Annotated in this window: 12 protein-coding genes and 1 tRNA gene; 4 read left to right on the top strand and 9 right to left on the bottom strand. The window is 58.5% G+C overall.

All coding sequences use genetic code 11. The features are described from left to right. Window positions 1-33: 33 nt before the first annotated feature. Window positions 34-2,556, bottom strand: coding sequence for a pyruvate formate lyase family protein (locus Q0K02_RS03785; RefSeq protein WP_294485221.1), 2,523 nt, complete (start codon window positions 2,554-2,556; stop codon window positions 34-36). A 117-nt stretch (window positions 2,557-2,673) separates the two neighbouring features. On the opposite strand from Q0K02_RS03785, the gene Q0K02_RS03780 reads away from it, so the two are divergent. From Q0K02_RS03780 to Q0K02_RS03765, 4 genes are all read left to right on the top strand, one after another. Then, the gene (locus Q0K02_RS03780) at window positions 2,674-4,086 is read left to right on the top strand and encodes a sigma 54-interacting transcriptional regulator (RefSeq protein WP_294485219.1); all 1,413 of its coding nucleotides are present in this window, start codon (window positions 2,674-2,676) and stop codon (window positions 4,084-4,086) included. A 242-nt stretch (window positions 4,087-4,328) separates the two neighbouring features. Continuing rightward, window positions 4,329-5,321: a TRAP transporter substrate-binding protein gene (locus tag Q0K02_RS03775; protein ID WP_294485217.1), complete on the top strand. Its 993-nt coding sequence runs from the start codon at window positions 4,329-4,331 to the stop codon at window positions 5,319-5,321. A 125-nt stretch (window positions 5,322-5,446) separates the two neighbouring features. Continuing rightward, on the top strand, window positions 5,447-5,929 hold the full coding sequence (locus Q0K02_RS03770; protein ID WP_294485215.1) for a TRAP transporter small permease: 483 nt from the start codon (window positions 5,447-5,449) through the stop codon (window positions 5,927-5,929). A gap of 9 nt (window positions 5,930-5,938) precedes the next feature. After that, window positions 5,939-7,210 (top strand): TRAP transporter large permease, encoded by a 1,272-nt coding sequence (locus Q0K02_RS03765; RefSeq protein WP_294485214.1) that lies wholly within the window; start codon window positions 5,939-5,941, stop codon window positions 7,208-7,210. A gap of 384 nt (window positions 7,211-7,594) precedes the next feature. Here the strand turns inward: Q0K02_RS03765 and Q0K02_RS03760 are convergent. The 8 genes from Q0K02_RS03760 to Q0K02_RS03725 form a co-directional block, all read right to left on the bottom strand. Next, window positions 7,595-7,670, bottom strand: a tRNA-Phe gene (locus tag Q0K02_RS03760). Window positions 7,671-8,117: 447 nt separating this feature from the next. Then, complete coding sequence (nudC, locus tag Q0K02_RS03755) at window positions 8,118-9,011, bottom strand: NAD(+) diphosphatase (RefSeq protein ID WP_294485212.1); 894 nt, start codon at window positions 9,009-9,011, stop codon at window positions 8,118-8,120. Beyond that, window positions 9,008-9,664, bottom strand: a complete 657-nt coding sequence (locus Q0K02_RS03750) for an HAD family phosphatase (protein WP_294485210.1) — start codon at window positions 9,662-9,664, stop codon at window positions 9,008-9,010. The genes nudC and Q0K02_RS03750 overlap by 4 nt, the downstream gene beginning before the upstream one ends. A 2-nt stretch (window positions 9,665-9,666) precedes the next feature. Then, window positions 9,667-10,245 carry a hypothetical protein gene (locus tag Q0K02_RS03745; RefSeq protein WP_294485209.1) on the bottom strand — a complete coding sequence of 193 codons (579 nt, stop codon included), beginning with the start codon at window positions 10,243-10,245 and terminating at the stop codon, window positions 9,667-9,669. A gap of 590 nt (window positions 10,246-10,835) precedes the next feature. Beyond that, a complete protein-coding gene (locus Q0K02_RS03740; protein ID WP_294485206.1) occupies window positions 10,836-11,639 on the bottom strand; it encodes a class I SAM-dependent methyltransferase in 804 nt (267 codons plus the stop codon). Window positions 11,640-11,689: 50 nt separating this feature from the next. Then, window positions 11,690-11,986 carry a hypothetical protein gene (locus tag Q0K02_RS03735; RefSeq protein WP_294485204.1) on the bottom strand — a complete coding sequence of 99 codons (297 nt, stop codon included), beginning with the start codon at window positions 11,984-11,986 and terminating at the stop codon, window positions 11,690-11,692. Between the two features lie 164 nt (window positions 11,987-12,150). Next, window positions 12,151-12,684, bottom strand: coding sequence for a nucleoside deaminase (locus Q0K02_RS03730; RefSeq protein WP_294485202.1), 534 nt, complete (start codon window positions 12,682-12,684; stop codon window positions 12,151-12,153). Between the two features lie 3 nt (window positions 12,685-12,687). Next, window positions 12,688-13,347 carry a TIGR00730 family Rossman fold protein gene (locus tag Q0K02_RS03725; protein ID WP_294485201.1) on the bottom strand — a complete coding sequence of 220 codons (660 nt, stop codon included), beginning with the start codon at window positions 13,345-13,347 and terminating at the stop codon, window positions 12,688-12,690. Window positions 13,348-13,560 lie beyond the last annotated feature (213 nt).

Genomic DNA, 13,560 nt, shown 5'->3' with positions numbered 1-13,560 from the left:
GGATGAGGACGACTGCCCTCATCCGGCAGTGCCTCAGATGTTGTCCTGTTCGGTTCGGTTGATGATGTCATCCTGCAGGTCGCTCGTCAGGTCGACGAAGAAGGCGCTGTAGCCGGCAACACGGACGATCAGGTTGCGGTACTTCTGAGGCTCCTTCTTGGCACGGATGAGCGTGGCGCGGTTCACGATGTTGAACTGCACATGCCAGAGCTTGAGATCGACGAAGGTGCGGATGAAGTCCATCAGGTGACGTGTTCCGGCCTTGCCCTCAAGGGTTTTCGGGCTGAACTTGATGTTCAGAACTCGACCGGCTCTTGCAATGAGATCGCGGTTCTTGACGGCGGCATTGCTGAGCAGAAGCGCCGTAGGACCATGGGCGTCGGTGCTGTAGCCCGCGGAGGCACCTTCGGAGAGCGGCGACCATGCCTTTCTTCCGTTGGGGGTGGCCGACACCACACGGCCGTTCGGCACATGGGCCGTTACCGTCACATACCGTATCTGCATGAGGAAGCCGAGTTCGTCCTTGTGGGCGAGACTGTATTCTTCCAGAACACGGTCTATGTCCTTGCCGATGGAGTCGGCGTAGGGATCGTTGTTTCCGTATGCGGGACTGTGACTGAGCAGTTCCTGCGTCTTTTCATGCCCTTCAAAGTCGGCATTGAGGGCCGCAAGAAGTTCGTCCATGGAGATGTCCCTGTCTTCATAGACGTGCTTCTTCACGGCGGCAAGGCTGTCTATGAGCGTGGAATAGCCCACGAAGTCGGAGCAGGCCACTTCATAGCCTTCAGGAATGTGCTCACTGTGCAGATCCATGCAGTGCTTGCGGCACAAGGCATGAAGCGCCGACGCCATGGGCTGGGCAAAATGTTTGGGACGTTCCTTGTTGATGACGTACTGCACCGCAAAGATGATGCGCATGAAGTTGTTGAGCTGGACCTTTACGGCTTCCCAGAACTCGTCCCAGGTCTTCATGTTCCGCGGATCACCGGTTTCCATGCCGAGCAGCTTGTCGCCGTATTTCTTCATGCGGCCGTTGTTGAGCGCAAGCTCGATGGCGGCTGCGAGGTTGATCATGCCGCCGCCGGAAGTATAGGTGTCTCTGTTGGGCATGCGCACTTCCGTGCAGCCGCTCACGGAGTAGTCCAGAGCGTCGCCCATGGGCGCTCCCTGACTCACCAGCAGGGGAATGACTTCCTCGTCGTTGAGCAGCTTCGGAAAACCGCTGCCGAACTTGATGGTTTCGGCAATGTCGGCAAGGAAGGAGTCGGGCGTGCGGGAATGAACGCGTGCGGCAAGGTCGGGATAGTGGCTGGGAAATTCGCGCTTGGACTTGAGCAGAAGGTGAGAAAGTTCATTGGTGGCGTCATTGCCGTTGCGGTCCTGTCCGCCAATGCTTACGGCCTCCCAGTGCGCATAGCCCTGGAAGAAGGCATTGGCCTGAGAGCTGATGTACAGCTCCACGAACTGCGACATGCCGGCCCACATGCATTCAAGCAGTTCCAGCGCTCTTTCTTCCGTGAGCGAGCCGTTTTCCATGTCCTGCTTGAACAGAGGGTAGAGATACTGATCCATGCGGCCGTTGGAAATGGTGGTTCCGGTACGCTGTTCCAGTCTGGAGAACATCTGCACGAACCACTGACACTGCACGGCCTGGTGGAAGTTCCTGGCAGGATAGGCGGGAACCTGATCGCAGTTTTCGGCGATGACGAGCAGCTCTTCCCGGCGTACGGGATCAGTTTCCTGAGCGGCCATGCTTCGGGCCAGTTCGGCATGACGGTGCGCCCAGAGAATGATGGCGTCGCATACGATGACCATGGCCTCGAGGAACGGCTTCTTCTCAATGACGTTTCTGGGGTTGTCCAGATCAAGGCTGTCGAGTCTTGCCTGCGATTCGTCGCGTATGGCCGCAAAGCCCCGGTTTATGGCCGTGCCGTAGTCATGCACCCATTGCAGGGAAGAGCGGTAGCCCGACTGTTCCTGAACGATGAACCTTGATTCCGTGCCTTCGCGATTCAGGAAAAGAAAATCCCGGATATCGTCGGGAAGGGCCGCCGTGAAGTTTTCATGGTAGGTTTTGCCTTCCCAGAACGGTCCTATTTCCTCATTGATGATCTTGTGATCTTCGGGAGTGAGGATTACATGGTTGCCTTCGCGGGAAGAGAGATTGCTGAGGAAGGTACGATAGAAATCCCCCTCGACTTCAGGATACAGAATGCCGTATCTGGTATTCTGTGCGCCTATGCGGCCGGCGAGGAGCTGATTGTCGTCGATATAGACTTCGATGTTTTCGGCAATGTGGTGCAGAGCCTTTGCCCAGCGCAGGATAAGCGGCTGTCCCACGGTTGCCTTCATGCTCTGAGTAAAATACAATCCCCGCTGGATATCGAGACGGGGAGTGGTATTCTCAAAGCTTTTTACAATCTGATAGACGCGCGGATGGGCGTTTTTAAGAACGTTCACATGTCCGAGCACGTTTTTTTCGTGTTCGGAGAGAACTTCGCCGTCATGATATGTTTCTTCGGTCGCGGAACAGCAGCATTCGACAGCTTGACTCATAATGTTTTCCTCTGTTCTGAAAAAAGGAGATGAGGGAAAGGCCGGAAGGAGGAGTTTCCGGCAGCATCAGAATTCCCTCTTCACATTTGCAAGAAGTATGCCAACAGGAGTGCTCTCATGAACGGATGCGACTGTTATAAAGCCGTGCTGGAACTCATGACCGAGGGCTGCGTTATTACCGACAGCGAAGGCCGACATGTGTTCTTCAATAACGCCTATGTGCAGCTTAGCGGCATTTCTGCTGAATATCTCAATAGTTACGACGTGCATCAGATGCTGCGGAAAAAAATAGTCACCGCAGCGCTCAACCCTGCTGTCGTAAAGACGGGAAAGGTGCAGAAGGGCACCTGCGTGAGCAGAAACGGCAGCACCTATGTACTGACCTCCTACCCGCTCTTCGGAGACGATGGAAAGGTGCAGTATGTCGCCACGCTGAGCAGGGATATTTCGGAACTTGAACGGCTTAAGGATGAAATTCAGGAGCAGAAACGGCAGCTTTCTGCCGCCGGATTCGGCACCGCTCCGGCGGCCGACAGCTTCGTTGTGGAAAGCGCGGTTCTGCAGGAACTCATGCAGAAAATCACATACATCGCCGACACTCCGGCCACCGTGCTTCTGCTTGGGGAATCCGGCGTGGGCAAGAGCATGTTTGCTCGAAGAATCCACGACATGAGCGGGCGCAGAGCAAAGAAGTTCGTCACGGTGGACTGCTCGTGCCTGCCGGAGAATCTCATTGAGGCGGAACTGTTCGGCTACGCGCCCGGAACCTTCACGGGCGGCAGTTCCAAGGGAAAGATAGGACTTATCGAGGCGGCCAACGGAGGCACGCTGTTTCTTGATGAAATAGGGGAGCTTCCTTTCCACCTGCAGAACAGACTGCTGCGCGTGCTCCAGGAAAAGGAACTTTTGCGCATGGGGTCGACAAGTCCGGTCAAAATAGACGTACGTTTCATTGCTGCAACGAACCGGGAGCTGAAAAAGGAAGTCGAGGAGGGAAAATTCCGCAAGGATCTGTACTATCGCCTGAATCTTCTGCCCATCACCATTCCTCCCCTGCGGGAACATCGGGATGACATTGTTCCCATGTCCTTGAATTTTCTTGTCAAGTACGGGCGTGAATACGGCAGACCCATGAGACTTTCAGACGAAGCCGCCGGAGTCCTCACTGCGTACGGCTGGCCCGGAAACGTGCGTGAGCTGGATCAGTTCATTCATGGCCTTGTCCTTACGCTGAGAAAAAATATCATAGAAAAAAAGGACTTGTACAGTATTCAGGAAAAAGCTCCCGAAATTTTGGAGCCGGAGAATCCTCCCTCGGAAGAGTTTCTTTCCAATGAAAGGATACTCCGCTCGTCGTTCAAGGAACTGAAGCGGGATTTTGAAAAAGCTCTGCTCACACGGGCCGTCAGGCTGTACAAGACAAGGATTTCCCTTTCTCGTCACCTGAAAATTGACAGAGTAACGCTGTTTCGCAAGCTCAAGGAGTACGATATATCTTTCGACGAGTCAGAAAACGATGAAAAAATGTAACATGATATTTTTTTAAAAATAAAATAAAATAGTTATGAGAGAGTTTTTATGTTACAAAAATACAACTAGTCTTGTAAAAAATGTAACATGATTCTGTCGTGGAAAACGTTCTCCGAGGTGTCGGGGGATGAAATTCCCGTTTTTTTCTTTTGGGAGGCGCCTTCAGTTTGGCATGATTCTTGCTTGAGTGCTGGTAACGTTTTTGAATACGGCTCATACCAACACTTCGTACAGGAGACCCCATGCTGAAACATCTTTTCGTTGCTCTGGCGCTTGCTTCCATGCCCTTTGCCGGTCTTGCCGGCGAATCCCATGCCGCAACCTCCATGAAAATCGGCAATGCCTTCACGTCGGACAGCATCATTACCAAGGCCGTGCATGAGCTTTGCGACACCATAAAGGAGCGCACCGGCGGTCGGTATACTCTGGAAAGCTATGACGACAGCAAGCTCGGTCCCGTTCCTGCTCAGGTCAAGCTGCTCAATGCGGGCAACCTCAACTTCCTTGTTTCCAGTTCCGGCAACCTTTCCGGTTTTCTTCCCAAGCTGGATGTGTTGGATATGCCCGGCATCACCAAATACCATCCCGACATGGCCTCGGTGCTCAACGGGCCTACCTCCATGGAAATCTACAAGGCCGCGAGCAGCAAGAACCTCATCGTCATCGGAGCCTTTGCCACCTCTTCGCGCGTGTTCATGCTCACCCGTCCCGTCAAGACGCTTGAAGACGCCAAAGGCCTCAAGCTGCGCGTTACGCCTTCCAAAATCCATCTTGCGACCATGAAGAAGCTCGGTATGGCTCCCGTACCGCTCGCCTGGACGGAATGCTATACCTCGCTTCAGCAGAAGGTCATCGAAGGGGTTGATCCCGAACTCGCTCAGGGCGTGACCGCCAGCATCATCAGTGTTGCTCCCTACTGGTCCAAGTTCGACATCATGCCCATGACCGCCGTGGTCATCGCCAACCGCAGATGGTGGGACAAGCTCCCCGAAGCCGACAGAAACACCATCAGGGACATCATCATTGAAGTCGGCAACAAGAATATCAGAGCCATGTATGACGACGACAGACGGCTGATGGATGAACTCGCTGCCGAAGGTCATCCCGTATTCGTGCCGGGCGAAGAAGAACGCAATCGTTGGACGGCCGCCGTCAAGGACGTGTACAAGGACTTCTCCCATGTTCCCGGCGAGTGGGTGGAAAAGCTCTACAGTGAATATTCCAGCCTCAAGTAGTCCGGGGCCGCTCAGAACATTCTTTTCGGTTCGACGGGTCGCCTCCAGTCCGGATTTCCGGAATGTTCCAGGGCGGCGGCCCGCTCCCGGCCTGCAGATAAATCTTTCTTACCAAAGGGATGGTTATGAAAACGTCCATCGTTGACAGGATTACCAAAATCCTCTTCTACGTGGGCAGCGCGGCCTTTGCCTGCCTCATCGCGGTACTGTTTGTCAGCGTTATTTCCCGTTACTGCCTGGGACATGCCTTCTCCTGGAGCGAAGAAGTCTATTCGTTCATCTTCCTCTGGGTATCGTACATCGGAATCATTCTCGCCATGGAAAATGACTCCCATCTGCGCATCGACACGCTGCTCATGTATATGTCGCCTTCAGTACGCAGAGTGTTCGACGTTATAAATATGGTCGTCGTCATCATCTTCTGCCTCGTGCTTGCATGGCTCGGCGTGGAACTCGTGCTGGAAACCATGGACATGGAGCAATACGCCATTACCGTGCCCGTTCCCATTGCGCTGGTTTCCACGGCCATTCCGCTGAGTTTCCTGGCCATGTCGCTGTACTGCCTGAGAAATCTCATCAAACTGCTCAAGACTCCCGTAAACAAGTAGAAGGTCAACATGGCGACTCCTCTTCTCGTAATGTTCGTGCTGCTCGTGGTGCTTCTTGCCATCGGCGTGCAGATAGGTGTGGCTCTTTCTTTGGCAGCCATGGCTGCGGTTGTCATCGGCGACGTACCCATGGCCATTTTTTCCGGCATCTTTTACAGTACGTTTGAATCCGTTCCACTGCTGGCCATTCCCTTCTTCGTCATCGCCGGAGAAATCATGTCTCAGGGAACGCTGGCAAGAGTGCTTCTTCAGTTCTCCAGAACGCTCGTCGGCCATATGCACGGCGGCCTCGCCCATATTTCCGTCATGACCAGTCTTTTCTACGGCGCTCTCTGCGGATCGGCTCCGGCAACGCTCGCAGCCGTGGGCGGCATGGTTCTTCCTTCCATGAAGGAAGAAGGGTATCCTGAGCCTTTTTCTGCCGCCCTCTGCGCCGCAGGCGGCGCGCTCGGTCCCATCATTCCTCCGAGCATCGCGGTCATTCTCTTCGGTTCCATGTCCGGCGCATCCATCAGCGATCTGTTCATAGCCATGATTCCCGGCGGTATTCTCATTGCCGTGGCCTTCATGGGCGTGTCATACTACTACAGCAGGCGCTACGGTTACGGTCGCCTTGCTCCCAGAGCTTCCTGGGGTGAACGAGGCAGGGCTCTGTGGAATGCGAAGTGGGCGCTGCTTGTTCCCGTCATCGTTCTCGGCGGCATCTACGGCGGCATTACCACGCCCACGGAAGCCGGCGGCGTCGCCGTAGTGTACAGCCTGTTCGTGGAATGCTTCATTACCCGCAACATGACCTGGGAGCTGGCCGGAAAAATCTTCATGAGCTCTCTGCGCTCCACCGGCATGATCTTCCTCATCGTCATCGGTGCCCTCGTACTCGGTCAGGTGCTCGTATACTTCCAGGCCGACGCCGTCATTGCCGGCTATATTACCGGCATTACCACGAACAAGTACATTCTTATGGCTCTGTTCGTGCTCCTGTTCATCCTTCTCGGATGCTTCATGGAAGTTTCCTCCGCCATTCTGCTCATGACTCCCGTGCTCATGCCCATCGTTACGGCTGTCGGCATCAATCCCATCCACTTCGGCGTAGTCTTCGTCACTACCATTGTCTGCGGCGTCATTACGCCTCCTGTAGGAATCAACCTGTTCATGGCCTGCGCCATGACCGGCACTCCCTTCAGCGCCGTATGCCGCGCTGCCGGACCGTTCATATGCGCCATGCTCGGCGTTACCGTGCTCATCGCCTTTGTTCCACAGGTCTGCCTCTTCCTGCTCTGACGGAAAAATGTGATCTGAATCGGACATACTTTTCCTGCTGCAGAAAACAGCCGGAGGAGAGTTCTCCCCGCGGCCATCGGATGTGACTGCAGCCGCAAGTTCTCCGCGTCGGACCGCCCCTTCAAGGGCGGTCCTGGCGTTTAAGTCCAGGGCCGGAATCACCCTCATCATGCAGTTTTGAAGGGCAGGGGGGAGCCATAATAAAACGTCCCATGCTTCCTGTGGGGGGGAGAATGGGACATTCAACGTTTCCCGAGCGTTCTGGTGCTCAAGGGGAGGGCGGAAGATGGGAGGCTTGCGGGGAGGCCGCGACGTTTTTCTCTTTGGAAGAATAAAAAAATAAGGGTTACAGCCGTTCAGCCGTAACCCTTTCTTATCATTGCGTGGTGCCGAGGGACAGAATCGAACTGCCCACACGGGGATTTTCAGTCCCCTGCTCTACCAACTGAGCTACCTCGGCGTGACGAAAGACTTTGTATAGGAAGGCTCGGCGTTTGGCAAGGGGAAAATGGGCCATTTTCGCAATTTTTTTCGATTTTCGCGAATTTCTCCGGAAATTCAGGAGAATCGGCCCCGATCCGCACGGCGTTAACAGGGAATTTCGGATGGAAAGCCTCGAATCATGCGACCGGAGCGCCAGTCTTCTGGAACTCCCGGCGCGTCGAAGGCGCCTTCATGCGGCCCGCATCGCCCGGGCTCCGCGCCGAAGTCGCCCGGAATTTCACTCGGGACGCCTCGTTTTTTGCGATGAGCTCGCAGCTGAAAGGCCGCCTCGGTCTTGTGCCGTTCAGGCGCTGGTCCGGGCCGCCGACGTTCCGCCGCTTCGGATTCCGCGCAGGAGCCGCCGCGGCGAAAGTCTCTCAGTGCTCCTCCGTTTTTTGGGGGGGAGGGGCCGCCGCGCGTAGGCTCACACTTCGCCTCTGGCAAAGCGCGAGATCATGTTCATGGTGAGCGAAGAGTCGTCGGGGCAGGGGGGAATGTCGGCCCGCTTCACCCAGCGGGCCTCGGCCAGTTCCGAGGCATCGAGGCGGATATCTTCCGGGCCGTCGAGCTCCGCAAAGAATCCCACGGCCATCGTGCCGGAGAATCCCCACGGCTGACTGCCCGCGTAGCGCAGATTTCTGATGCGGAGTCCCGTTTCCTCCATCACTTCGCGCGCGGCGGCCTGCTCGGCGGTTTCGCCTATTTCCACGAATCCCGCCACCAGCACGAGGCGCGTCGCTCCGGGCCGCGCGTAGCGGGTGAGAAGCAGCTTGTCGCCGTTCGTGACCGCCGCCAGAATGCAGGGAGCAATCACCGGATAGATCACTTCGCCGCAGGCGGGGCACTCCAGCGCCCGTTCCTTGGACGAAGGACGCACGGGCCCGCCGCAGCGCCCGCAGAAGCGATGCGTGGCGTACCAGTGCGCAAGATGCTGCGCCGTGGCCGCCGCAAGAGGCAGAGGCGCGGCCTGCGCCCGCAGTTCGGAAGGCGGCGTGCGCTGCCAGAGTGAAGGCGCGGCGGACGCGTCGTCCCCTTGCCGCAGCGCAAGAAAAAATCGCGCTTCCCGGCCCTCGGCGCATGCGCGCTCCGTCATGGGCGCATCGCCCCGTTCCGATTCTTCGCGGCGCATCAGACGGAAGGCGTACACAAGGCCTGCTCCCGCGTTCATGGCCCGCCATTCGCGCACCGTGGGCACGCGCAGCCCGTTCTTGCGCAGCAAAAGGCCTTCCGACGTCACGTCAAGCACGTTGTCGTCGTCGGAAGGCACCGCCGAAAGAAATTCGTTGCCGAAGCGCCAGGGCGCAATATCCTGAATCATGCCTCGCCCGTCTCCTGAGACAGATAGTCCCGAACGGCGAAAAGATCGGGAAACACGCCCGAAGCGCGATTTTTCATGAGATCGTCCGGCGGAACCATGTCCGGCACAAGAAGCGCCTTCATGCCCGCCGCGCTGGCGGACAGAATGCCGTTGCGCGAATCCTCCACCGCGTAGGACTGCGAAGGCTCCACGCCGAGTTCCGCGCACGCCCGCAGGTAAATGTCCGGCGCAGGCTTGCTCGCCGTGAGCATGTCGCCGCACACCAGCGTGTCGAAATACGGCCCCATGCCCGTGACTTCCATGTTGTGCCGTACGTTGGCTTCCCGGGAGGAACTCGCAAGCCCCGTACGCCAGCCCCGTTCCTTCAGCCACGAAAGCAGCTCCATCACCCCGGGCTTGAGCGGCACGCCGTTCTTCGTGAACTCCATGTAGTACACCCGCGTGCGCGCGCGAAACGCCTGATAGTCAAGCGCGTCGCCGTACACCGCCGCAAACAGCTTCTGCGTGCTGGCGTGCGTGGTCCCGATGCAGCGGAAAAACAGGTCGTGCAGACCGTCAAGCCCCAGATCGCGCCCCACGCATTCCCAGGAGCGCAAAACCAGACGCTCGGAGTCCACAAGAACCCCGTCCATGTCGAAAACTATGCTGGGCATCATCAGGCCTCGGGCAGCGGACGCTCCACAAGCGGAAGTCGATAAATGCGGCCTACACGCATGTGCTCCCCGTTGTCGCTGGGAAACGTGTAGTTGCCGATGACCGCGCCGAGCCTGTCGTACAGCGGAAACGCCTTCGGATGACTGGTCTTCAAATACACCGCCGTGTAGCCCTGATCGGCATAGAACGGCATGATGAGATCACGCAGCCAGAACGTTCCGTTCCCGCGCCCCGCCGGCGCAATGTGAAAGTAGCTCAGCAGCGCCACCTGAGCCGGAGGATCGGAAATGGACAACCCCGAACACGCATAAATGTCCGGATCTATCGCACCATGCGTCAGCATCACCATGCCGAGCTGCTCGTCGCCGCGCCGCAACGTGTGAAAATCCATCACCAGCCCGGGCTTCTCGCTGAAATCGTGGATGATCTTGCAACAGTGATGAAACTCGTCGTAGTCGTCCCACTCTTCGTTGAGAAGCTTTTCCTTCATGTTCTCCAGCAGCGATACCAGAAACTTTCCCTCAAACTTGTCGCTGAAACAAAATTCCAGATCGCCCTTGCGGTAAAGTACCGTCGTCATGACAAGCCTCCTTGCCTGTCCGCCCATCATGTACGTCCCCCCATGTTCATGTCAAGAAAATGCGCAGGATGAGGGGAGAAAATGCGGGGGAAGAGAGGGAAAATTTTGAAAAATTTTCCCTCTCTTCCCCCGCGCCCCCATCTCTCCTTTCAAAACTTTTTAATTTTTAAGGGGGGGGAAGGTCGACAAGGGGAGATAGGCAAAGGGAGAGGAATAATTGAACACGTTTCCCAGAGCGTTGAAAGAACATTTTTCGGTCTGCTTTCGCAACACTCGATGTTTCTCCCCCCCCCCCAACATCTGGAAATCCCATCCTTTGACACGACTGTCCGGCGCAGGCCGGACAGGAGTCGGCCACCGCAGGTGGGCGCAGAGCGCACACCTGCACTGAGTCCGCAGCCCGAACAGCGCCTGCCAAGCACTCCGGCATCCGCAGTCCCTGCCTTTCCGAACTTCCGTCCGTCTTCGGCAACGCCCTTTGCCTTCACGCTCCCGCCCGCCGAGGGCGAAGCCTTCGGCGGAAACAGGGGGGCGCGGGGGGAATTATTTCCCCCGCATGCCTTTTCTGTCTTCTCTGCCTTTTCTGCCTTTCACGGGAGGGGGTTGCGGCCCATGACCTGTTCACGGGAGGGCTTGGGGGGAGCGCAGAGGGAGGCGGCGGCGGATTTGAGCATGCCGATGGGAGTGAGGGGGACGGGGGCCCAGTCGACCTTCATGCCGAGGAGGGCTCCGAAGGGGTGGGGGAGGGGAGCGAGGTTGAGGGGGGAGGCGGCGTGTCGGAGCGAGGCGAGCAGGCCGGAGGAGCCGTCGGGCCAGGAGGCTTCCCAGAGGGGGAGGGCGGAGACGAGGCTGACGCAGCGGCCGGGGCAGGCGCGGCGGACCATGGCGTAGAGGTCCCAGGGCTTGGAGCCTTTGGCGGGTTCGCCGCAGACGGCGCAGGCGTCGTCATCCGTGGCGGCGGGGGATTCCCAGTGTTCGAGGGCGCTTTTCGGAACGCCGGCGAGGGAGAAGCGGTTCCACTCCATGATGATGATGCCGCGGGCGGCGACGCGCAGGGCTTCGCGGAGCACGGCTTCGCCTGCGGGGGTGGGGGCGAGGCCGTGGTGAACGAGCACGGCGTAGTCGAAGAAGCCGTCGTCGAAGGGCAGGCGTTCAGCGCTGCCGCACACGTATTCCACGCGGTCGCCGGTTTGCGCTCTGGCGGCGGAAAGGCAGGCGGGGGAACGGTCGAGGGCGGTCACGTCGAAGCCCGCCTCCCAGAAGAATTCCGGGGAAAAGCCGGCGTTGAGTCCCACCTGAAGCAGGGAGGAGCCGCGGCGCTTCCATCCGGAAATGAGCTGGTGAAGCACCTTTTGACGGGCTTCGGAAAGGAAACGGCGTCGACATTCGGCCATGAAAACTCCTTGCGGCGGCCCGGAATGGATCGGGCCGCCAGAGGGGAGGCTTATTTCTCCCCGTTTTCGTCGGACATCCAGCGGCTCAGGGCGTCCACGATGCGGCGGGCCTGATCGTTGCTGGAAATGGTAAACTTCGACTGCTGGCGGTATTCGCCGCCGGACTTCTTATAACGGCGTATCACGTAGCGATCGGGGCCGTAGGTGTCGTTTTCCTGCCACTCGCGGTAGCGGAACAGCACAGTGGCCCAGGCTCCCTTGGAAAGGATTTCCTTGTCGATTTCCTTGATCTTGAGAATGCCGTCTTCTTCGTAATCCACCGTCAGTTCGTCAACCGTATTGTTCATGGGATGTTTCTCCGATGCTTGTTTTCCCTTGCGGCGCGCCGTGCGGGGCAGGGCGCGCTCATGAATTTTGCCGCGCGGGGCGGCAGCCTGTCGAGGGCGGTGCGCAGCGCCGGGAAACGCGGCGCGACCGCCGAAATATGACGCCGCTTCGGGCCGACCTGGCATCAGCGCCTTGCGCGGAAGAAGGACCTGAGCAGTCTTGCGCAGGCTTCGGCTTCGACGCCGCCGTAGCTCCAGGGCGCGGAGCCGGTGCGGGCGTAGTCGAGGCCTTCGAGGCAGGAGCACACGGCCCCGGCCCGGGCGTCGGACGCGCCGAACACCACGCCGGACACGCGCGCCTCGCGCAGGGCTCCCGTACACATGAGGCAGGGTTCCAGCGTAACGACGAGAACGCTTCCGCCGAGGCGGTGATTGCCTGCGGCTGCGGCGGCCCGGCGCAGGGCGAGCACTTCGGCGTGCGCCGTGGGATCGCGCAGGGATTCGGTTTCGTTGTGCGCGCAGGAGAGCACGTTGCCTTCGGCATCCACGACGAGGGCCCCCACGGGGACCTCGCCGAGTCTGGCCGCCCGGCCCGCCAGACGCAGCGCCCGCAGCATGAGCGCGCGCCAGCTTGTGCCTGCCGGCGGCGAAGGTTCCGGGCCCCACGAGGCGAAGGCCCGCCAGCGATCCTCTTCCGGGCAGATGTTGCAAAGATCCATGCGCTAGAGCACCACGCGGCGGCGGATGGTGGAAAGCACTTCTTCGGGCGTGTCGCACACGGTGACGAGATCGAGTTCCTCTTCGCGCAGGTAGCCGTCTTTAATCATGCGGCCGCGAATCCATTCCAGCAGGCCGTCCCAGAAGGCGTGGCTGTACAGAATGATGGGGAACGGCTTGATGCGGTGCGTCTGCGCCAGCACAAAGGCTTCGGAGAGCTCGTCGATGGTGCCCATGCCGCCGGGCATGACCACGTAGGCAATGGAGTACTTCACGAACATCAGCTTGCGTATGAAAAAATACCGGTAATCGCTGCGCACGGTCAGATACTTGTTGGGATCCTGTTCCATGGGCAGGTGGATGTGCAGTCCCACGGAAGGCGCGCCGGCCTCGAAGGCTCCGCGGTTGCCTGCGGCCATGAGTCCGGGGCCGCCGCCCGTGATGATGCCGTAGCCCGCTTCGCCGAGGGTCTTTGCCACGCGACGGGTTTCCTCGTACACGGGGGAATCCTCGCCGGGGCGCGCCGAGCCGAAAATGGACACGCAGGGCGGCAGCCCGCTCAGGTCTTCAAAACCGTCCACGATTTCGGCGAGAATGCGGAAAAGCCGCCAGGATTCCTGCGCGGACAGCGTATCAATAATATATTGCTGCGACGATGCGCTCATGATCTGCTCCTGTAAAAAGCCTTTGGAATCTTCATCATAGCCTGCGGAAAGGCGGGGTGCAAGACGTGGCTTCGTCCGCCTGCGCCGACGTTTTTTTCATATCCTGCGGGGAGGCGGGAGGCAAGAGGGGCGGGGAAGCGCAGAAGAAAAAAGCGTCGCCCGCGCCTCTTTCGTGCGGCCGCGCCCTGCGGACGACTCGTTTGCGGCAGGTCG

The sequence above is a fragment of the uncultured Mailhella sp. genome, from assembly GCF_944324995.1.
In the GTDB taxonomy this organism is placed as follows: Bacteria; Desulfobacterota; Desulfovibrionia; order Desulfovibrionales; family Desulfovibrionaceae; genus Mailhella.
This window is presented reverse-complemented; position numbering and strand designations above follow the sequence as displayed.